This window comes from Streptomyces sp. NPDC007856 (genome assembly GCF_042868225.1).
Classification (GTDB): Bacteria; Actinomycetota; Actinomycetes; order Streptomycetales; family Streptomycetaceae; genus Streptomyces.
The window spans coordinates 1-20915 of the sequence record NZ_JBIAEC010000012.1 but is presented as its reverse complement, the minus strand read 5'-3'; the positions used below and the strand labels follow the sequence as shown (position 1 = coordinate 20915).

The 20915-nt window shown below is 68.1% G+C and carries 16 protein-coding genes and 5 pseudogenes; 9 read left to right on the top strand and 12 right to left on the bottom strand.

Annotation, left to right across the window (positions count from 1 at the left end; genetic code table 11):
* Window positions 1-190: 190 nt before the first annotated feature.
* The 5 genes and pseudogenes from ACFYOH_RS26735 to ACFYOH_RS26715 form a co-directional block, all read right to left on the bottom strand.
* A complete protein-coding gene (locus ACFYOH_RS26735; RefSeq protein ID WP_388630232.1) occupies window positions 191-1291 on the bottom strand; it encodes a DUF3644 domain-containing protein in 1101 nt (366 codons plus the stop codon).
* 204 nt (window positions 1292-1495) lie between these two features.
* Window positions 1496-2035 (bottom strand): GNAT family N-acetyltransferase, encoded by a 540-nt coding sequence (locus ACFYOH_RS26730; protein ID WP_388630229.1) that lies wholly within the window; start codon window positions 2033-2035, stop codon window positions 1496-1498.
* Window positions 2032-2287, bottom strand: a pseudogene (locus ACFYOH_RS26725) (hypothetical protein); the annotation flags it as partial. The pseudogene ACFYOH_RS26725 and the gene ACFYOH_RS26730, both read right to left, overlap by 4 nt.
* 156 nt (window positions 2288-2443) lie before the next feature.
* Window positions 2444-2944 carry an NUDIX domain-containing protein gene (locus tag ACFYOH_RS26720; protein WP_388630226.1) on the bottom strand — a complete coding sequence of 167 codons (501 nt, stop codon included), beginning with the start codon at window positions 2942-2944 and terminating at the stop codon, window positions 2444-2446.
* A 35-nt stretch (window positions 2945-2979) separates the two neighbouring features.
* Window positions 2980-3123: pseudogene (locus ACFYOH_RS26715) on the bottom strand (tetratricopeptide repeat protein); the annotation flags it as partial.
* Between the two features lie 149 nt (window positions 3124-3272).
* On the opposite strand from ACFYOH_RS26715, the pseudogene ACFYOH_RS26710 reads away from it, so the two are divergent.
* The 3 genes and pseudogenes from ACFYOH_RS26710 (at window position 3273) to ACFYOH_RS26700 (ending at window position 5228) form a co-directional block, all read left to right on the top strand.
* Window positions 3273-3925, top strand: a pseudogene (locus ACFYOH_RS26710) (aminoglycoside phosphotransferase family protein).
* Between the two features lies 1 nt (window position 3926).
* Window positions 3927-4619, top strand: coding sequence for a class I SAM-dependent methyltransferase (locus tag ACFYOH_RS26705; RefSeq protein ID WP_388630223.1), 693 nt, complete (start codon window positions 3927-3929; stop codon window positions 4617-4619).
* Window positions 4620-4649: 30 nt separating this feature from the next.
* Entirely contained in the window at window positions 4650-5228 is a 579-nt protein-coding gene (locus ACFYOH_RS26700) for an HAD domain-containing protein (protein WP_388630220.1), read from the top strand.
* Between the two features lie 101 nt (window positions 5229-5329).
* Here the strand turns inward: ACFYOH_RS26700 and ACFYOH_RS26695 are convergent, their stop codons facing one another.
* From ACFYOH_RS26695 to ACFYOH_RS26685, 3 genes and pseudogenes are all read right to left on the bottom strand, one after another.
* The gene (locus ACFYOH_RS26695) at window positions 5330-6922 is read right to left on the bottom strand and encodes a relaxase/mobilization nuclease domain-containing protein (protein ID WP_388630217.1); all 1593 of its coding nucleotides are present in this window, start codon (window positions 6920-6922) and stop codon (window positions 5330-5332) included.
* A 118-nt stretch (window positions 6923-7040) separates the two neighbouring features.
* Window positions 7041-7487 (bottom strand): annotated as a pseudogene (locus ACFYOH_RS26690) (MobC family plasmid mobilization relaxosome protein); the annotation flags it as partial.
* A 204-nt stretch (window positions 7488-7691) separates the two neighbouring features.
* Window positions 7692-7883: a hypothetical protein gene (locus tag ACFYOH_RS26685; protein ID WP_388630214.1), complete on the bottom strand. Its 192-nt coding sequence runs from the start codon at window positions 7881-7883 to the stop codon at window positions 7692-7694.
* A gap of 500 nt (window positions 7884-8383) precedes the next feature.
* Here ACFYOH_RS26685 and ACFYOH_RS26680 point away from each other — a divergent pair, with 500 nt between their 5' ends.
* From ACFYOH_RS26680 to ACFYOH_RS26665, 4 genes are all read left to right on the top strand, one after another.
* Entirely contained in the window at window positions 8384-8896 is a 513-nt protein-coding gene (locus tag ACFYOH_RS26680) for a hypothetical protein (protein ID WP_388630211.1), read from the top strand.
* Window positions 8897-8955: 59 nt separating this feature from the next.
* Entirely contained in the window at window positions 8956-10515 is a 1560-nt protein-coding gene (locus ACFYOH_RS26675; RefSeq protein WP_388630208.1) for a S1 family peptidase, read from the top strand.
* A gap of 202 nt (window positions 10516-10717) precedes the next feature.
* Window positions 10718-14248 (top strand): chemotaxis protein, encoded by a 3531-nt coding sequence (locus ACFYOH_RS26670; protein WP_388630205.1) that lies wholly within the window; start codon window positions 10718-10720, stop codon window positions 14246-14248.
* 57 nt (window positions 14249-14305) lie between these two features.
* A complete protein-coding gene (locus tag ACFYOH_RS26665) occupies window positions 14306-14581 on the top strand; it encodes a hypothetical protein (RefSeq protein ID WP_388630202.1) in 276 nt (91 codons plus the stop codon).
* A gap of 570 nt (window positions 14582-15151) precedes the next feature.
* On the opposite strand, the gene ACFYOH_RS26660 is transcribed toward ACFYOH_RS26665, so the two are convergent.
* Complete coding sequence (locus ACFYOH_RS26660; RefSeq protein WP_388630199.1) at window positions 15152-15688, bottom strand: DUF3987 domain-containing protein; 537 nt, start codon at window positions 15686-15688, stop codon at window positions 15152-15154.
* Window positions 15689-15869: 181 nt separating this feature from the next.
* On the opposite strand from ACFYOH_RS26660, the gene ACFYOH_RS26655 reads away from it, so the two are divergent.
* On the top strand, window positions 15870-16115 hold the full coding sequence (locus tag ACFYOH_RS26655) for a hypothetical protein (RefSeq protein WP_388630196.1): 246 nt from the start codon (window positions 15870-15872) through the stop codon (window positions 16113-16115).
* Between the two features lie 176 nt (window positions 16116-16291).
* On the opposite strand, the gene ACFYOH_RS26650 is transcribed toward ACFYOH_RS26655, so the two are convergent.
* From ACFYOH_RS26650 to ACFYOH_RS26640, 3 genes and pseudogenes are all read right to left on the bottom strand, one after another.
* On the bottom strand, window positions 16292-17428 hold the full coding sequence (locus tag ACFYOH_RS26650) for a tyrosine-type recombinase/integrase (protein ID WP_388630193.1): 1137 nt from the start codon (window positions 17426-17428) through the stop codon (window positions 16292-16294).
* 233 nt (window positions 17429-17661) lie between these two features.
* A complete protein-coding gene (locus ACFYOH_RS26645) occupies window positions 17662-18138 on the bottom strand; it encodes an SRPBCC family protein (RefSeq protein WP_365161740.1) in 477 nt (158 codons plus the stop codon).
* Between the two features lie 267 nt (window positions 18139-18405).
* Window positions 18406-18545, bottom strand: a pseudogene (locus tag ACFYOH_RS26640) (M4 family metallopeptidase); the annotation flags it as partial.
* Between the two features lie 194 nt (window positions 18546-18739).
* Between ACFYOH_RS26640 and ACFYOH_RS26635 the strand changes: the two are divergent.
* Window positions 18740-20257: an FAD-binding oxidoreductase gene (locus ACFYOH_RS26635; RefSeq protein ID WP_388630190.1), complete on the top strand. Its 1518-nt coding sequence runs from the start codon at window positions 18740-18742 to the stop codon at window positions 20255-20257.
* Window positions 20258-20915: the final 658 nt, after the last annotated feature.

The window sequence follows — 20915 nt, the reverse complement described above, 5'->3', positions numbered from 1 at the left end:
GACGCATTGCTTCCCCTCAGTGCCTGGTTGACCAGGCTGCGCCTTCGGCGGCGACAGCGGCAGAGCGGATGCAGGCTAGCGCAGCCCACTGACACGAGCAGGGCACTCGACAATCATTGATGGCGATACTCCGACGTCCAGAGCACGATGGTCTCCGCAAGTAGTCAAAGATCGCCGCAGGCAGCGATGATCACCCAGCTTGACAGCCGGGCACTTTGCAGGACTCCAGTTGGCGGGCGGACGGGTTGTGAGCTCGCCAGACGGCTTCCAGATCCAACGTGTCGCGCGCGGTGCGCATGCGGGTGAAGGCGTTGTCGGAAAAGCGCTTCAGGCGTTGGGAGCTGAATACGAACTCGTGGCAACACGCGGGATCAGCGTCGATGCCCAGGTGCCGCCGCAACGCGACGCACTTGGGTTGGGTCAAGGCAAGGGCCCCAGCGAGCTCGGCCGCTGAGCGGTGGAATTTGGCCTGGAGGTCCACCTCCCGGATCGCGGCGGCGGGCACGGCTTCATCAGCTGCATAGCGCACAGGCGGAGCCGCCTGGTTCTTGACGAAGCGCACCTTGATCAGCAGCCCCTCACCGTCCGTAGCAGTAGCCAGCTCCTCCAAGCGAGGGAAGACTTCCGAGCGCGTCGCTCCCCCGCGTATGCCAGCCTGAACGCGATCGGCGTCCTTACTCGAGACGCGGGTCTCCGGCCCGGTGTGGGCCTCCATCGCCAACAAGGTTCGAATCCTGGCTCGCGCCTCGTGCGTCGCGCGTCGGCCCGGCTTGAGTAGGGCCGCGATCTGCGCGTATTCCTCGTCCAGGAGGAGCGCAAGGTCACGGGGCGGGTCAACCGACACCGGCAGTACACGGTCTGGCAGGTGGTCAGCGAGCGGCTCCTTGAATACGCCCCTGAGCAGGTCGTCGAAGAGTGTCACGGCAGCTCGGGCATGCACGTACAGCAGTTGCTCGGAAACCTGGTTGAACCAGTGCTGCTCGTCATCACGCATGGCATCGATGGCTCTGAGCGTCCCTGCGTCAGGCTCGCTGAGCTTGATGTCCGGGTGTTCTGCAGCCTTGCGTACGCAGGTCTCAAATCCAAGTGACCGCCCCAGGGCCGGGTCGAAGACGCTAATGCCCTTCTGCACGAGCGCGGCTTTCAGCAGCATCTCGAAGGAGTGCTGAAGGTGCAGAAGTACCTTCGTTTCTCGCCCTCGGTTGTGCGGCGAGTTGAATGCCTCGGCCGCCGCAACCATCGAAGAAACGGCCTTCTCCTTGAGGACACGAGCCTCTTGCCTCAGTCTCACTCGCAGCCCTCACGTTCCAGACGCACCAGATAATCGGTTTCCAGGGTAGAGGTTTCCTGTCATTACAGGCTGGAAGATGCTACGACGAGCACCGGCCCCGCTCGGACGCCCCGTCTGTGCGCCCAACCTGTTCAACGAGGCCCCGCTGGACGTACTCCGAGACTGGGCCCTGAGGGTCAATTCCTGTGCCGCCCGCCTCTGGGGTCAGCGGGTGTTGCGGATCATCACGGTGAGGACCGGTGAGGCCGGTGACGGCTGGCTCTGCCCGATGTCCTCGTACCCCCGTGATCTGTAGAGCGCGTGGACCTTTCCGTCCCCGGCAGCCGGGTTGACCATGAGAGTCACGTACGGCTCGTTGCGCGTGGCGAGGAGGGCGTCGTGGATACGGCGGGCGGTGCCTGTCTTCCGCCAGGTCGGCCGGACGCCGATCTCCTTCAAAGCCACGGCCGGATGCGCGGTGTACTTCTCCGCCGGCGTCGGGCTGGTGCGCTGCCAGTACCGGTCCCCGTACTCAATGGTGTTGCCGTAGGCGTAGCCGACCGGATGGCCGTCCGCGTACGCGAGGACGGCCGTGAACCCCGGCTCGGTGCCGTGTCGGTCCAGGCGTTCGCCGAACGCGATGACCGCGTAATTCGACAGGTGGAGGAGTGGGGCGCGCATGTCGGCGTACACGTCGAGGAGGTCGCCGCGGGCGGTGTTGAGGGTCGTGAAGGTTCGTAGTTCGATGGCGGGCGCCGTGGTCATGCGGCCATCCTCCAGGTGGCGGTGTGCTCGGTCCAGGTCTGCAGTTGCCCGGCGCGGTGGCGCGCAGCGCGGCCCCGAACTCCTGCAGCATGCGCGTGACCCGGGCGTGCTGGGTGGCGGCTTCGGCGGGAACCTTCATCGCGGTGGCCGTTGGCGGCATCGGGGGCGCCCTGGGCGAGCTGGGGCGTGGGCGAGGCGGGTCGTGGTGATGGCCCGAGAGCGGATCATGTGGGGCCGGAGGGCGGCCGGACAGTGTCAGTTCTGCCATGCGCGCGGCTGGTCGGTCGGGGATGTGGGCAAGCATCCGGCAGCCGGCCGCGCAAGGTCTTTAACCTCTGGAACACGGCGCGCAACAAAATCACGGCCCTGCTCCGAGTCGCGCAGGCCACGCTGCCGCCGTGCTGATCCCTACTTCCACCCATCCAGCGATACTTGAGGGCCACCGGTGAGATAGCGGTGGAGGGCGCTCGCGGTGGTGTCCACGAACTCCTCCGGGATGGCATCGGCATCGACCCAGCAGACCTGAGCGTGCTTGCTAGGTTCGCGGTTCTCCGGTTCGCCGGTCCAGTCGTGCGCGGCGAAGACCACCGTGAGGAAGCCGTTGGGAGCTTCGACGCCCCAAGCGCCATGGATGACGTGGGCGACCTTCAGGGCCTCCGGCTTCACGGTCAGGCCGGTCTCCTCGTACAGCTCGCGTACGGCAGTCTCGGTAATCGGCTCACCGGGTTCGCTCTTGCCGACCGGGAGGTCCCACATGCCCTGGGCGAACTTGGCGTTCTGGCTGCGCTGGAGGAGGACGACGCGGTTGGTGGCCTTGTCGTGGACGATGACGGCGGCGACCAGCAGGGTCATGGATTCGAGGGCGGGCTTGAGGGCTTTGGGCTGGTCGTCGGTTGTCCGCTGAGCCACGGTTGTGTCCCTTCGTCGGCCGGTTGGTGGGCAGCTTAGGCCAGTGCTTCGCGTGTGCGGCGGGCCAGTTCGGCCGCCCCGGGCACCCTGCGGCGTTGGTAGACGGCGAGGGTGGAGCGGAGTGAGGTGATCGCCTTGCGGGTGCGGTCCGAGGTCATGCCCTCCATGAGGGACAGGGCCTCGCGGCCTTCAAGGCCGGCTGGATGGAGGAGGTCTACGCCCACCGCGTCAGCACTGCCGGATAGCACCCGCACCGCACGCCCGGCACCGGGGTGGGCAGGCACTTCTCGCCCGCCCCGGACGCCACCACCGCACTGGAGAGCCCTTCATGGACGCGACCCTCAACGCCGAACTCCTGGACAACCTGCTGACCCTCGCCAACCAAACGTGCGCATCGCGTGAACAGGTGCGCGTCTGGTCCATGTCCGGCGTCGAGCGACTGACCTTCACCGACGGCAGCACCGCCATCTTCAAGTACGCCGGGAGGCCCTTCGACAGGGAGGACCAGGCACTCCGGTTGGCAAAAACGCTCGGCGTCCCCGTTCCCTCCGTTAACGCCTCCGCAGTCCTGGACGGCTGGCTCGGGATGCTGCTGGAAGACCTCGGCGCTCCCATCCGCGAAGCCGACGACCTCGACGGCGCCGCCGCAGCCGTGGTTCTGCACCGGACTTCGCCCGCGCCTTCACCGGCCCCGGCCTGCTCGACCTCGCCAGCTGGCACGGCACCATCGAGGACCCCGACCCCGTACGTCTGCGGGTCTTCTTGGAGACGTACGTCACCGAGGGCGGCACCCCTGACGCCCTCGCCGAGCGTGGCGGGCTTCCGGCGGAGAAGTGGGCGCTGGGCTGGCACCGCGTCTGGGCCGTCGAGTGGTTCATGGAGCAGTCCATCCGCTGGATCAACGACCCTGCCACCGACCCGGCCTACATCAAGGCCGTACGCCGGCACCTCACCGATGTCCTCCACCTCCTGGAGGTCTGACGTGCTCGCCCAGGCGTCCCCCTGGTACGTCCACGCGCTCCAGCGCACCACGGCCACCCTCGCCGAGCCCCTGTCCGTCCCCGCGCGGATGGAATGGACCACACGGCCCGGCAGCGGACCCGGCGCCGAGATCCTCGCACCGGATCTGCGCCGCAAGCGACTGCTGGAACTCGGCTGCGGCCCCGGCCACAACGCCGCCCACCTCGCAACCCGCTACGGCGCCCACGTCACCGGCGTCGACCTCGTCGGCCTACAGGTCCGCCGAGCCCGCTCCCACTACGGACGGTTGAACAACCTCACCTTCGTCGCCGGACACGCCCTGCACTACCTGCAGGCTTCCGACGAGCGATTCGACGCGATCTACTCCGTCTTCGGAGCGATCGGACTCGTAGCCCCCGAACTGCTGCTCCCGGCCATCGCCCAGCACCTCAAACCCGGATGCACCCTCGCCTTCTCCGTCCCCCACCCCCAGCGGGGCGGCAGGCGCCCTTCCACCGACGACCGGCCCAGCCGCGACTACGTCACCCTCCCCGACCGCACACGCCTGCCCATCGCACGCTGGGAGTTCGACGCCGACCGCTGGGAGAAGCACCTCGGACGAGCGGGTCTCTGGCTCGCCTCGGCCCAGGAATTCCACGACGCCCGCCACGGCCTCTGGCCCACCACCCTGCTGATCACCGCGCGCAAGCTCTGACCCCAGCCCCCGGCCCCCTGGGAGAACCCGATGCGCCCGCCCTACCTACTTCTCGACATCGACGGCGTCCTCATCCCCTTCCCGGACGCGGAAGGAGCCGGACCCGAGACCCATACGCGCCACGATGTCGTACCCACCGGCCGGACCGCCAACAACCCGGTCACCATCTGGCTCAACCCCACGCACGGCCCCCTGCTCGTGCACGTGATCCGGACCGGCCTGGTCACCCCCGTCTGGTGCACCAGCTGGCGCGAGGACGCCACCACGCTCATAGGCCCGCTCCTCGGCCTCCCGCCCCTGCCGCACGTCGACCTGCCGCGTCCGCAGATCACGACCAGCCACCCCAACGGCTACCTGTGGAAACGCGACCACGTCGACGCCTGGCTCGGCGACGCGCCCGCCATCTGGATCGACGACGACTTCACTAACCTCGACCACGAGTGGGCCAGGGAGCGCACCGCCCGTGGCCATGTCACCGCCCTAATCCAGCCGGATCCGCACGTCGGGCTCCTGGCCGAGCACATGGTCGAGGTCCTGGCTTGTGCCGCCCTGTTGCGCGTCGCGCGAGCTGATGCCTCAGGCGTCCCATGTGAAGCGAAGGTCGCCTAACGCGGCAAAACCACAGGAATCGCTGATGCCCTCGTCACCAAGAAGGAGCGAGGGCATCAGCGTTGACAGCTATATCGCCGGGGCGCAGGCAGTGTTGGTCCCTACCGACGCTGCCGGTGCTGCTGTTCGGTGAGCGTCGATGCCGCAGCTGTGATCTGGTGGCCACGGCTCTGGGAAGTGCCGACCGAGCCCGCGATGGTCGCGCGCCGGCGGGCGGCTTCAGCGCGGCGGTTGGGGGCCGGGTTTCGGCCGGTGTGCTGGATACGGGTGATCAGGACGCGGGCGGGGTGGCGGGCGGTGGTCAGTTCGCGTTGGGCGGCGGCCTCCCTGAGGAGCTGGTGGGGTTGGTGGCCGCGGGCTTCCGCGTCGGCGAGGACGGTGGCGAGCGCGGGCCAGGCCGGGTCGGCGAGGATCCGTTCGGCGTGGTCGGGGACAGCTGCCCGTACGTCGCTCGCGAGAACGTGGCGGGCTTGGTCCCTGGGCGGTCGGGCTACGAGTTCGGTGAGCGTCGGGGCGAGGGCGCGGTCTGCGGCTGTCTGGAGGTGTTGGACGGCTTGGCGGGCGGCGTCGGCCTGGTGGGCGTGGTACTTCGCTTCGTGCCAGCGCCTGGCGACGATGGTTGCCCAGAGGAGGGCTGCGAGCATGGCGGCGAGTGTGCTGCCGTCGGGGCCGGTGGCGGTGTGGACGATGTCGCGTGCCGCATTGCGCAGGGCGTGGGCGGCTCGGTCTTCGGCGCGGATCTGGGAGCGCTGGGCTCGGGCGAACGCCTTGGAGGCCGCTTGGAGATCGGCGCGCAGGTTGTCGGGGGCCTTCTGGGCGGCTGCTTCGAGCAGCTCGCCGAGGGCTGCGATGTGAGCCTGGGCGTGTGTGTCGTCGGTGAGGTCGGTGTGGAGGGTGTCGAGTGCCTCGGTGGCCTGGTGCCAGGGGGTGCTGGGGCGGTTGCGGCGGGCGGTGGGGTGCTCTTCAGGCCCGCCGGATTCGAGGCGGGCCTTGATCTTGGGCAGGGAGAGGTCGGGGGCGATCTTGCCTCCGGGGTGGAAGATCTGCTCACCGTTGTCGTTGAGGTCGCCGGGGCGGCCGACGGCGTAACCGAGGAGGTCTCCTGACGGGCCGCGCCGGGCCTTGACCTCGATGCCGTCGGCTTCCAGATAGGCGATGAATTCCTCGGCGTTGGTCACGTGGGGGATGGCGGCGCGGATGCGGTCCTGGAGCCACTCGGCGCTGGTCTGGTCCCAGCCGAGGCGTTCGGCCTTGTGCATCTCAGCCTGGGTAGGCCGGAGGGCCCCAGTACGGTTGCCTTTCTTGAGTTGCCGCAGCCCGTAGACCTTCTCGACCTCTCGGCAGGCGTCACCGACGCGCAGGCCGCTGTCGTGGAGTTTGGGGCGGCGGCCGTCCTCGCGGACGGTGGTGGCGAGGATGTGGATGTGGTCGTCGGCATGGCGTACGGCGATCCAGCGGCAGGCCAGGTCGTCACCGGCGGGGGCGATGCCAGCGGCCTGGACGATGCGCTGGGCTATCTCGCCCCACTCGGCGTCGGAGAGATAGCGGTCCTCGGGCGCGGCGCGGACAGGGCAGTGCCACACGTGATCGGTAACCTTCTGTCCGAACTCGCTGTTGCGCAGCCGCACGGGTTCGTCGAGGTAACGGGCGAGTTCGGTGAGGGTGGCGTTCTCGTCACGGCCGGGGTCGGGCATCCCGAGCATGGCGAACCCCGCGACGATGTGTGGGTCGAGGTGTTCGTCGTGGCGTCCGGGACCGTAGAGGTAGGCGAGCAGGCCGCGGGTGTTGGACCCGGCCGGCTTGTGGCGGCGATCACGCGGCTGCCTCCGTCTCCGGATCGACGGGCTGGCGCAGGGCCTCGGCGATCAGCTCCAGCAGCTGCTGGAGTTCGGTCAGGCGCTGATGGATGTCGGGTGGGGTGTGGTCGCTGTTGAGGGCGCGGGCGATCTGGTTGACGTTGACGCCGATCCCGTTGAGCTGGCGCAGAACCTGGGCGCGGAAGTTGTGAGTGCGGCGGCGGTCCTCGGACAGAGGCAGGTTGGCGGTGAACCGTCCAGTGACGAAGGAGAGGACGATGTCGGCGGCGAAGCCGGAGTGGCCCTTATAGCCATGCTGGGCGGCAGTGTCCTGAAGCAGGGCGAGCTGGTCGGGGGTGAAGCGCAGAGGGCCGACGCGCTCGACGCGCTTGGTGCCGTTGAAGCGGCGGATGGTGGGCTGCACGCTCTGCACAACGGGCTCGCCGGTGGGAGTCGCGGCGGTGCGGGAACACGGCTCCTCAGAAGCCGCCTGAACGGGTGTCTCCTACGGCGTCGTCAGAACGTTGGAGCGCGACGGGCCCGTTGTTTGAGGAACCGGACGCGCGGGAGGTGACGGCCCGCGCCCGTATCGAGGAACTGCGGTAGCTGATCGGGGATTTGACTGAGTTGCTGGAGCGCGAGGAGGTGGTGCTGCCGCGGCTGGAGATCACCGGGAGATGGTTACCGAGATCCTCGGTGAGGCCGGAATGCAGGCGCCGCCCAGACGGCCGGTGGGCTTCTCGATCAGGAGGAACCGCCCTTTGTGCTCGATCAGAGCCGCGGTAGCCGGGGCCTGGATGCCGTCACCGTGGGTGCGGATGACGAGGTCGTCGGCCAGGCGTTCAAAAGTCGAGGTCACGGCAGTCTCCGCATGGAGATGACGTCGGGACGGGGTGGCAGTGCCGGACGGGCGGCTTCAGGGGGGGGCCAGCAGCGCGATGATGCTGATGGGCTGCCGGCAGTGAGGGCAGTCGCGGGGCGCGGCGGACTCCAGCGGTTCTCTGGCAGACGATAGTTGATGGGGCGGCGCGGTGGCACGGGCGATGGGTTTGGGCGGGAGCGGAAGTTCCGGCCTCGGGGGAGCCGGCAGTTCCGGCACAGAGGCGCGTTCGGTGGTTTGGGGGCAGTGGCGCCGTCGATGGCGGCCTGGATGCCGTATGTCCCCTCCCGACTGTGCACGCCCTATGGAGGTTCCATGGATTTCCTATGGTGATGGTCACGTTGTTCCGTATCTGACTCCGCTTTAGGGTCGCACTCGACCACTTATTTTTGCTTTACGTCTGTGTGCACGGGGGGCTGCAGATGTTATTCCGTCATGCCGTCACCCGTGCCTGGAAAGGAATTCGGGTGACTCCTCGTATGCGCAGGATGCTCCCCGTCGCGGGGGTTGCTGTCTTTCTGGCGCTGGCGGGCGCGCCGATGCTCGCGTCCGCCGACCCGCAGCCGACAGGGGGAACTGCCGGGGCCACGCCGCCGTCCGCGGTGGAGGACTACGCCTACCCGAACGCGGATCAGATCCAGCGGGACCAGGGCATCAAGCTGATCAAGGGCGACGGGCACATCACCCTCGCCAAGTGCGAAGACTCGGCTCAGCAGATCAAGGTCCTGACCGTGCAGGGGCAGAGCGGGGATTCTCAGGGCTCCTACTGCTTCAAGGCTTCCACGAAGTCGGGGTATCTCACGCTGGAACTGCCGCGGGTGTTCGCGCTGGAGACTGCCGACCATCCCATCAGCGCGGACCTGAGGCCGCAGGCGGATCCTTCGGCGCCGGTGAAGACGGTGACCGTGGACAAGAACGGCTACCAGAGCGTGGGCGAGGGCGCGGCCGGTGGTGCACCGGCCGTGCTGCTGGAACTGCGGGTCACCGGCTGACCGGCCCCGCCTTCCGCTGCCTCTCCCACCCCTTCTCGCACGACAGCAAGGAACTTCTCATGTCTGGCTTTCGTCCGCGCACCGCGTGGACCGGCGGCCTGATCGCCGCCACCTCGCTGGCCGCCGCCGCTCTGACCGCCGCACCCGCCACCGCCGTATCCGGTACCACCGCCTCTGCCACGGTCTCGGCCGCCACCGCCCGCCTCGACGTCGGCGGCCAACGCGGCTGTTCGGCCACGCTCGTGGCCCCGCAGTGGCTGCTGACAGCCGCGAGCTGCTTCACCGACACACCGGGCGGCACGCTCGCCTCCGGTGCGCCCAAGCTGAAGACGACCGCCACCATCGGCGGCAGCGCCCAGCAGGTGCTGAACCTGGTACCGCGCACCGACCGGGACGTGGTGATGGCCCAACTGGCCAAGCCTGTCAGCGGTATCACCCCCCTCCCGGTGGCCAGCGCCGCGCCTGCCGCCGGGGACGAGGTCCAGGCCGCCGGGTTCGGACGTACCCATGACGAGTGGGTGCCCGGCCAGGTCCACGCGGCCGCGTTCACCGTCCAGAACACCGCCGCCACCACCCTCGACCTGGCCGGCAAGTCCGACGGCGCTGCCATCTGCAAGGGCGACACCGGCGGCCCGGTGCTGAGCACCACCGGAGCCATCGTGGGTGTCAGCAGTCTGTCCTGGCAGGGCGGTTGTCTAGGCACCGATGCGGCCGAGACCCGCACGGGGGCGGTGGCCGCCCGGGTCGACGACCTGTCCTCCTGGGTGCAGCAGGTCGCCTACGCCCCCGTCTTCGCGGCCGCCCCGTGGAAGCACGCCGTGCAGCTCACGGCCGGCTACTACGCGGGTGACTCCGCGGGCGGCACCCGGCACACGGACCTGATCGTCGTCTGGGACGACGGCGAGGTCACCCTCTACCAGGGCGGCTACGGCAACGACCCCGCCCGCCCCTTCGCCGCGGAGCACCAGCTCATGCCCGGCAAGAGCATCTGGACCCACGCGGTCAACGTGACCGGTGTCAACACCGGCGGCGCCACCGACGGATTGGTGGTGCGCTGGTCCGACGGCGAGATGACCCTCTACACCACCGTCAACGCCAAGGGCTTCCACGGCGAGAAGCAGCTCGCCCCGCCGAACACCGCCGAATGGAAGGACGACGCCCGGCAGCTGACCGGCGGCCGCTTCACCGCGAACAGCCTGCGCGACGACCTGCTGGTGGCCTGGCAGGACGGCCACGTCTCCGTCTTCGGCGACCTGGCGGCCAACGGGCTGAAGAAGCAGACCCAGACCGTCGCCAAGAACAACACCTGGCCCGACGCCGAGAAACTCGCCACCGGTTCCTTCACCGGCAAGGACACGGATGACCTGCTGGTGCGCTGGATCGACGGCGAGACCACCATCTACCCCGGCATGACCGGCAAAGCCCTGCCCGCCGAGATCAGGATCCGGCCCGAGAAGTCGTACTGGGTCAACGCGGCCGCGATCACCGTCGGCGCCTTCAGCACCAACACCACCGCCAACGACGTCCTCGTCCGCTGGAACGACGGCCACCTCAGCTACTTCACCGGCGTCGACGCCAAGGGCCTCCACGACGAGATCCAGCTCGCACCCGCCAACTGACGCACCCGGACACGGCCTTTTTGAGGGAGCGGCCCGCGGACAACCGTGTGAGCCGCTCCCTGGCACCGCGCTGCCCAGGAGCCAGTGACCAATGGCCCCAGCGGCACAGACGAGCGGTGCATCCCCCCAACCGAAAGAACGAATCGAGTCCGCAGTGACACATCCACGACGCCCACGGCGCGTGGCAGCAGGAGCTCAGCGCGTGACCCGCGTGCTGTGTCTGGGCCTGCTGCCCAGTGCGCTGGTACTGGGCCTGCTGGGACCCTCGCCCTCCCAGGCCAGAGCCGACGGAATCAATCCGACCGAGACCGGTATCTCCGGTGCGCTACCGGACACCGACCGCGCCAAGGTGGTGCGGCTGTGGGAAACGGGCGGCCCCGGGGTGCGAGCCGCCGCCGAGGTCGCTCTCGTCGGCAGCGACGACGACGTCAAGAACTTCCTCTCCCAGGCCTCCGACCTCGCTGTCCAGGACGAGCGGGTGGCCGTCGCCCAGTTCGCCAGTGTCGGCGGCCTGAGCCTTCAGGAGGCCGCGCGCAAAGCGCTCGACGGATCGCCGGACGATTTGAAGGCGTTCTTGAAGGACGGATGGAAGGCGCCGCTGGAGCAGGATCAGCGGGTCCGCGTCGCCCAGATCATCGACGCAGGCGGCCCCGAGGTGCAGAAGGACGGCCGCGCCGCCCTCAACGGCACCCCCGAGGACATCAAGACCTTCCTCGACAACGACCAGTACAACGACCGGGAACAGGACGAGCGGGTCGAGGTCGCCCAGATCATCGCGGCCGGCGGACCGAACGTTCAGGCGGCCGGCCGCATCGCCATCAACGGCACCCCCGACGACATCCACGAATTCCTCCAGGTCGGCCAGTACGTGTCCCGTGCCCACGACCAGGAGCACGCCACGATCGCGCAGCTCGCCGACCAGGCGGCCAAGGCGGGCAAGCTGGCCGGGCAGCAGACGCAGGCCGCCAAGGACGCCTCCGCCCGAGCGGTGACCGCCGCGAAGCTGGCGAAGGCAGCGGCGCAGAAGGCCGAGACCGAGACCGAGGCCGCGCACAAGGACACCCAGCACGCGGCCGCCGCCGCTGCCCGCGCCGCGAGTGCGGCCAAGCAGGCCGCGACCGCCGCGCAGACGGCGATCGACGCGGCCAACGCCGCCACCAACGCGGCCCGGGTCGCCGCCAACGCCGCCTCCGCGGCCGCCGCTGCCGCCGACGGTGCCGCCCAGGCCGCCTCCCAGGCCCGGGACGCCGCCGCGAACGCGTCCATCGACGCCGGCCAGGCAGGCGCCGCCCGCAAGGCGGCCCAGCAGGCCCGCGACGCCGCCGCAGGCGCCCGTGCCGCCGCCTCTGCTGCCGACTCGGCCCACACCGCCGCGACCCAGGCCGCCGACGCGGCCAAGGCGGCCAGCGGCGCCGGCAGTGACGCCACCGACGCCGCCAACGCGGCCGACCAGGCCAACACGCTGGCCGACGAGGCCGGCGCCCACTCCGCCGAGGCCGCGAACGCCGCGGCCAGCGCGCACCGGCACGCCCGGGAGGCCAGCCGCGCCGCCGACGCCGCCGAAACGCTGGCGAACGAGGCCGCCACCGATGCCGGCGAGGCGCGTGACGCGGCGAACGACGCAGCCACGCATGCCGAGAACGCGGCCAAGGCGGCAGACGACGCCGCCGCCCACGCCGGACAGGCGGCCACCGCCGCCAAACAGGCCGCCGCGCACGCCCAGGAGGCCAAGAAGGACGCCGACGCCGCCAGTGCCGCGGTCGCCAAGGCCCAGAAGGTCCACGACCTCGCCGTTCGCATCGACGCCGAGCAGCTCACGGCGCGTACCAACGAGGCCATCGACCGCGCCCAGGACCTCAAGGCCCAGGAGGACCAGCGCACCGCGGCACAGCAGGCGGCCACGCAGCAGGCCAAGGATCTGCAGGCCGAGGCGGCCAAGCTCGCCGACCAGGCGGCCCAGCCCGGCGCGGATCCCGCGCAGATCGCTCCCGGGGCCCGCAAAGTGGCCCTGGCGACCGCGAAGACCGGCCGCGCCTGGAGCCAGTCGGCCGCTCTCGTGGCCCTGGCCGACTCCGACCAGGGCATGACCGACTACATCCGCACCGGCCGCCAGGACGCGAGCGCTCAGGACGACCGCCAGGACGTCGAACACCTCGCGGAGGCAGCCGGATCGGCCGACGTCCGCGCCGCGGCCGCCAAGGCCCTCGACGGCGACTCCGCAACGGTCACGGCTTTCCTCGCCACCGGCCAGTACGAGGCCATGAAGCAGGACATGCGCCTGTACGTCGCCCGGACCATCGCAGGCGCCGGTCCGATCGAACAGCAGGCCGGCCGCACTGCGCTGAACACCGACACGGCAGACGCCCTGCGCCAGTTCATCACCACCGGCGACGCCCAGGAGCGCACCCAGGACGAACGCGTCCGCGCCGCCCAGCTCGCCGACCCCAAGAACAGCGGCAGCGGCCCACAGGTCAAGGCTGCGGCGAGGATCGCCCTGGAAGGGCCCTCCGACCTGCTGCACCTCTTCATCACGGTCGGCCAGTACAAGGCGCAGCGGCAGGATCAGCTCGGCGCCACGCACGAATCCCAGATCCAGCAGCTCATCGCACAGGCCGCGGGCGTGGCCGCCACAGCGCAGAAGAACGCGGCCGAGGCGGCCGAGGCGGCAGCCACCGCAGCCAGGGCCAAGGACGAAGCCGCCGGCTACGCCAAGCAGGCAGACCAGGCGGCCAAGGACGCCAAGAAGTACGCCACGCAGGCCGACGGTTACGCCACCCAGGCCGAACAGTCGGCCAAGGACGCCGCGACCTCGGCCAGCACCGCCCGCAAGGCCCAGCAGGACGCCGAGAACGCAGCCGCCGCAGCCGTCACCTCCGCCGCCCAGGCCCAGAACTCGGCCACCGCCGCGCGCGGCTCCGCCGACTCGGCGTGGACATCCGCCCAGCAAGCCCGCACCTCAGCCCTGGCCGCAGGCAAGGACGCCACCGCTGCCCAACAAGCGGAAGACGAGGCGTTCCGTGCAGAAGTCGTCAAGCGGCAGCAGGCGCAGGCGCAGTTGCGGCGGTGGTACGAGGAACAGAAGCAACAGAGCCAACAGGAGGACGACGGCAGTTGGGTACCGGGCTGGCTCAAGGACACCGCCAACACGATCGGCGACTACGGGCAGGCCATCATCGGTAACTCCGACGTCTGGAAAGGCCTGTTGGAGACGGGAGCCGGCATGATCGGCGTCGGTTCGGGCGCCTCGATCGACGTCGCGGGCGGAGGCCTGTGCCTGACCATCATCGGCTGCCTTGAGGGTGCACCCGCGATCGTCGTCGGTACCGGGATAGCGGGCGCGGGGATCTACGGAATCACCGATGGCATCAGCCGATTCAACAACGGTCTCGGACAAGCCCTGCGGGAGGCTGAGGGAACGCCCCGTTCAGGAAGTCCCCAGATCAACTCGAACGGCTGGCCCGTTCCCACCCAGAGCAACTGCCTGGAATGTGCCGAGGTCATCAAGGGCAAGGTCGGCGGTGAGATCTACGAAATGAAGGACTCCTTGGGAGCAAGACTCGGCCCGTCCAAACGCGACCCCCATGGCCAGTGGCACAATCACTTCCTGGTGATCAAAGACGGTCGAGCGTACGACGCTTTCACTGGTTCGGAAGGCATGGATCTGGATGCATATCGGCAACAATGGGATTACTGGCAATACATTCGTCTCGACGTGCGGCCTGACCTGGGGTAGCTGATGGACATCCAAGAACTCTGCTTCCACCTGCGAAATCGGCGCCGAATGTACCTCATGGACGACCGGTTCTCAACGATGGTGGCATTCATCGAGGGGTTCTGCACCGCTCTTGGGAGCTCACCGCTGAGTGGATTTCAGGACTGGGTCTGCGAACGGATCCTCGGTGGCCGTTCGAGTATCCACTGGGCATACGTGATCGCCTCGACCAGAGTGCCCGAGATCCTCGACGGGAACATGCCCATCGACCGGATCCCCCGCGAGGTGGAGGCCGACCTGGCAGACCTGGCGCTTGACCTCGTCGAGGAATTCTCCAACCGTCCGGTCGCCTGATGGGCAACTCCATGACGCCGTCCCGCCTCGGACCCATCAGGCGGACGAACTGAGATCTATCCAGGACAAACGGGGCTCCTGTGCCGTTGCGAAGGAGGGACGCAACCTCGATCGTCGGTACAGGAGCTTCGTGCCATTGCCTGCGCGACGTCGAGGCGACGCACAGTCCTGTCTGCTCTGAGGGGCGCCGCCCGAGGCGGTCGCCCCAGGCCCCCCCCTTGCTCTCCCGCCGTGGCTACATACCGTAGGCCCGGACCATGCGTGGTCCGGGCCTACGCCGTGCACGGTGGTTTTATGTCAAGCCCGGGGTGTCGGAGGAGATGTATGCGAAAGGGGCCAATTGGACACGCTGTTTAGCGACTGACAGCGGAGCGCGCTCACCTCAAGGTGACGAGTCGTGGTGATCATTGGCGTGAAGACGGGGTTTCCGCCGCTGATCGCAGAGGCGGGCATCTACGACAACGATTTCCACGAGGAGTGGTCATGAGGGATAGCTCCAAGATCTCCGACAGCGCCAAACTCAGGGGGTTCCGCGCGATGCTCAACGGCGAAAGCGGAGCGCCCTGATACTCAGGCCTGGAGGCTGGAGGCATCGTCTACCGCCACAACCGAGGGATGCACTCGGTACACCGCAGCTGGTTGGCGTCCGCGCGTCCCGGCTCGTTCGCCGTGGAGCCGACGGACGTAGCCGTGCTCCTCAAGAAGCTTCAGTGCCGGAGCTGTGGAACTCACGGTGGGGAAGGCCCGGCGGCGGGCTGTGACGAGTTCGTGGGCGTTAAAGCTGGTCACCTTCGTCCGGCGGATCCAGTCGAGCACAACCTGAGCCTTCTCGCCGTCAGCGTCGGTTTCCATGAGCTCGAAGGCCGCCAGGGCATGGGCGGTGTAGTACTCGCCGATCGCGATTGCGCGCTCGATCGTGGTCGCCTCGATGGGCTCGCCCCAGCGGCCTGTGGCGCGGTCGGCGAGGTGGAGGAGGCCGGCGATGCGGGCAACGGCGCCGACGTACTTGCCTGCCCAGTCGTCGAGGTGGGCCAGGGGGCCGTCGGGGCGCAGCTGGGGCTCGATGTCTTCCTGGAGCTTGATGACGCGCTTGCGGGCGATGCCCATACGAGGAGTTGCTCAGGGACATGGAGCGGGCGCTCGGCCCTGGCACCAGCGCGTGACGGGGCGGCCCGGCGCCGCCCGGCGACCGAAACGAGGACCGCATGGACGCCGTTGGGGCGGCGGTCGCGGGCGGAGGCCAGCAGCTCGTCGAGGTCGGTGTCGCGAAAGCGGCCCGCCCTCTACCGTGACTGCGCACCTGGACGAGTACGGCGCGGTTCCCCTCGAGAATGGCGATCATGGAATCGTCTTGGGGAGCGACGGCGGCGGCAATCTCTTCGCTCTCGCGGCCAACGGCACGGTCCACAAGTCCAGGACTGCATCCTGGAACGACGAGTTCTATGCCGTGGCCGCCAATCTGCGCGACTTCCTTGAGCAACTTCGCGATGCCATTGATCAGTTCGCCGCCACGGGTCACCCCGGGACTCTCTGAACTTCACGCATCGCCTGCCCACACGCGTCCTTCGTGGGTTCACGGAACCGCGGCCAGAGCCGTTTTCAGAGATCCCCATCAGCGGCGGACCTGCCTGCGGATGACGAGGAGGCCCGGCACACCTACGCGTACGGGCCTCGACGCGCGCAGCGGAGGAAGCGCGGAGAGCACGGGTCTTATGCGACATCGGTTGTCTCCTGGAGCTGGCGGACGACGGCTCGGCGGCCGCGGCTGACCTCGATCGCGGCACCGGCGCCCAGGAGCTCGGTCACGTTGTATGCACGCAGGTCTTTCAGACGGTGGGTGTGGATCTTCAGCTTCTGCGCGAGGCGGCGGTATCTCTGGCTGACGCTTGAGGGCACGAGTGGGGCGGAGCTGTCGGCTTCGCCGGAGAACACGAAGGCGTCGCGGGCGAGTTCACCGCCGAGCACCTTGCAGCGTTCCTCGGCTCGGGCTCGGTGGGCGGCCAGGACGGAACGCGTGATCACGTCGATTGCTTGCTTACGGCGCTGGTGGGTTTTGGTGTCCTTGATCCTTTGGCCGTTGTTGGAGTGCTTCACGAAGAGTTCGAGGCGGTCGAGGTTGATGTCCGACCAGCGCAGGGCGCACATCTCGCCGCGGCGTGAGCCGGTGACCATCGTCATGAACAGGAACGTTCCCCAGTCCAGGTCCCGCTGCCAGGCAGTGTTCAGAACCAGGGCCGCCTCTTCCGGAGTGGGCGGGTCGGGGTTCGGCTTGGGTTGGGATGGCGGCTCGGCGAGGGCCGCCACGTTCGTCGCCACGTAACCCCAGCGCAGGCCGCGGTTGAGGGCCGGGCGCAGGATGAAGTGAATCTTGCGGATGGAGTTCGCGGCGAGTGGCTCGCCGACGTGCTTCTGCTTCGTCTTGGGGTCGGTCTTGCCGTTGCGTCGGCCCTCGCACTGTTCCTGGCACTGCCGGAGACGGGCGTAGAACAGCTCCAGCATCTCGGCGGTCAGCTTGCCCGCCTTGAGGTCGCCGAAGGTGGGCTTGAGGTAGTTGCGGATGATGCCCTCGGCCCGTTCGTACGACGTCTCGTCGAGTTCGGCGACGCCCAGCCACCGGTCGAGTGGAAACGACATGGTCACCTGCGTCTTGGGGTGGCGCTTCTCGTCGACCTGGTGCAGGAGCTTCGTGCGGGCCTTCTCGGCCTCAGTCTCCGTCTCAGCCTGCTCGTGGAGGTAGATGTCCTTCTTCGTGAGCGGGTCCCGCCCGGCATAGACCCGGACCTGGAAGCCGGCTCCGTTGGGGCGGATGCTGCCACGCTGACGTCGCTTGCTCTTGGTGTTCGCCATGGGTCTGGAACCTATTCATGGTTAATGCCATGGCTACGACGAACAGCGCGCCTACCTCAGAGAGGTGAACGCGCTGGTCAGACCTTGTGCCCCCGGCAGGATTCGAACCTGCGACACCCGCTTTAGGAGTTCGATCCGCAACCGCTCCACTGGCTGCTGTCCTCTGACGCGACGGTCGGGCAGAGATGCTGATGTACGCCGCCGTCCGGCCTCGTTGATGTCAGCCGTGGATGTCAGAAGTCGCCCGGTGAGCGTCGGCCGGCATCGGTGGCGTCGCCGCCTTCCAGCAGCGCTTTCAATGCTGCCAGGTCCTTGACGTTCGCTCGCCTCACAGCCGCGGCCATCATCGGAGCGCTCACTTTGGCAAAGCCTGATGGCTCGCCGCGGTTGCGCAGCGTCATCCGGGTATGGTCGGCGTCCACTGGCTGCCAGGTGTAGGTCGTCTCCATGGGAAACGGCCCCTGCTCGGTGCGCATCACGAGTCGTTCGGGGGAGTACTCGACGATTTCGTACGTGTAGGTCAGGGTGCGCCCCAGGAACCGGGCGACGAAGTCGAGCTTCGAGCCCACGGCGAGCGGCGGCGAGGTCCGCCAACGAACCGAGACGATGTTGGCGTACCAGTGCGGCGCATTGGTCGGATCCCCGGCATAGGCGGCGACCTCCGCACAGGGACGGGCGATCACGGTCTCGGTGAGGACGTCGACAGCCATAACCTCAACGCTAGTCCGGCCACTCATGCTCGGGAGCTCGACACACGTGCGGCCCGCTCAGCCAGCACGCCGCGACGGCCAACCCGTGACAACGGTGCCGAGGCCCTCAGCTTGGGAAGCTCGGGTTTTCTGAGAATGATTACGTTACTGACCTGCGGCGGAGACGTGTTGGAACTCTGGGCGCGCGGGTTGACTGTCCCCGCTGTTCCCCGTGGTTCCCCGCTCGTTCTGGCACGGTTGTGGCACGGTCCCAGGGCCTGTCTGGCGATGGAAGGCGTGATTGGGAATGCCCGAGTTGATGTGCATGCCGCCGTTGTCCGCGAACGTCTGCACGTAGCCGCCTATGTGGGCGGGCTGGGACTCTTGCCGAGCTCGTCGTCGTACGCAGCACCCGGCGCCTTCATCGATGCCCACCCACACATGTCCTCCTTCAGCATGTCGTCATCGTCCTTGGTTGGCGTGTCGAAAACGGCACCCCAGCCACCCCGGTTAATCTTCGGACTTCAGGGATTACCCGCAAAGACATTGAAGACGCCAGCCGGCGAAGAAGGTTTGCCGTAGTTCTAGAACTGGCGTAGTGCGCTCGAGAGGATACGGACCATTGCACGACTTTTCTCGTCGCGGCCTGCTCAAGGCGACCGCGGCAGCCGGCGCCGGCGCGGTCGCTGTGCCGGGCATTATGGCCGCAGACGCCCCGAGCGCGAGCGCCGCGACCAAAAGGCCCGGAGGCGTGAAATGCAAACCGGCGGAGTTGACCGGCCGCATCGTGCGCCCCAACGACTCCGGGTACACAGATGCACGCCTCGGCTGGGACCAACTCTTCTCTCACTATCCGCTGGTCATCGTCTTCGCCCAGAACACCCAGGACGTGGTCAACGCCCTGACGTGGGCGCGGCAGAATGACGTCGCGCTGCGGGTGCGGAGCGGCCGCCACAGCCTTGAGGGCTGGTCGAACGTGGACAACGGCCTCGTGATCGACGTCAGCGAGCTGAAGTCGGTCCACATCGACACCGGTTCCCACATTGCGACGGTCGGCGCCGGGCTCAACCAGTTGGAGGCGGTGACCACGCTGGCGAAACAGAACCTCGCGGTGACCACCGGAACGGAGGGCAGCGTAGGCCTGTCCGGTGCGACGCTCGGCGGCGGACTCGGCTTCCTGACCCGCTGGCTCGGCATGGCCTGCGACAGCCTTGTGGGAGCGGAGATCGTCGTCCCGTCGGGTGACGAGTGCGCCGAGGTGATCAAAGCGGATCTGCACCGCAACTCGGACCTGCTCTGGGCGCTCCGCGGGGCGGGAAACGGCAACTTCGGAATCGCCACGTCACTCACCTACAAAGTGGCGCCGCTGAAGAGCGTCACTTATCTGACGGCGACATGGAAGGGCATCGGGGACCTCCATGCCGTCTTCGACGCATACCAGCGTACGGCACCGACCACCGATGACCGCCTCGGAACCCAGCTCGAGATCCACAGAAACCAGATCCTTCTGTTCGGGGTTCTCCCCGAAGGAACGCCGGACGAGACGAAGCAGTTGCTGGCCCCTATTCTGTCGATCGACAGCCCCGCCATCACTACGCAGGTCGGCAACTGGGGTGACGTATATGCAGGATTCCAGATTCCGACCGAGCTCGAACCCGCGAACTGGAAATTCCACTCGCAGTTCACCAGAAAGCCGTTCCCGAGCGAAGCGATCGACATCGTCACCTCGTTCATGAAGGACGCCCCGACGGATGACAGCAATTTCTTCGTCCAGGCCTTCGGCGGGAACGTCAGGAGGAGCCCCCGCGGCGGCACCGCATTCCCGCACCGCCATGCGCTCTTCTACTCTGAGCCCGGTGTCGGCTGGGGGAAACGCGGAACCCAACCAGGCGTCTGCGACCCGCTCACCTCACAGTGCCAGGCCTGGATCGCCGAGTTCAGCCAGGCGCTACGTCCCTACGTGAACGGCGCCTACGTCAACGTGCCGAACATCGGACAGCAGGACTGGGAAACCGCCTACTGGGACTCCAACTTCGAGCGGCTGCGCGAGATCAAGGCGAAGTACGACCCCCACAACGTCTTCCAGTACGACCAGAGCATCCCGCCCGCGTCATCCCGGTCGGAACACGAGCACCGGTGACCCACGTCAGCCGGGAGGCATTCGCCGGCTTCGCCTGGGTTGCGACACGGCTCCACCCCCAGCTCTGGTGCAGCGGAGCAACCTCAGGGACGACTGGATGAGGCTCGGAAAGCGGGCGTGCCGGCCGAGGCGGCACTTCCACGTCCCGCGGCACACGGGCAACGCGCGCACCTCGACAGCCGGGTCAGCACGTGGGGGCCAATGGCACGGATGGGGCACAGCAGCTCTCCGGCTGCATTGATCAACCAGCACACACACCAGTGACTGAGACCGGGCCATCGCCGACCGGCTCGGGGGCGTGATCGGGGGGCGGTGGGGGGAGGGGCTTTGCACTTCTCCCGAGAGGGCGCCGAGCCGACGTAGCGGGACGGCGCCTGAAACACCGAAGGGCCAGCCTGGGAGGAAACCCCTCCTGTGCTGGCCCTTTCTTCTGTGCCCCCGGCAGGATTCGAACCTGCGACACCCGCTTAGGAGTTCGATCGGCGGCCGTTCCGCTAGCTCTCGCCCTCGGGCGCAATGGTTGGGCAGGGACGCTGATGTACGCGGCCGTCCGGCCTCGTTGATGAAGCTCCTATAGACCGTCAAGCGCTCTGTGTGAACGGTTTCGGTATGGGGTGGGGATGGGTGAGGTGCTTGTAGACCTCGCGGGCGATGAACC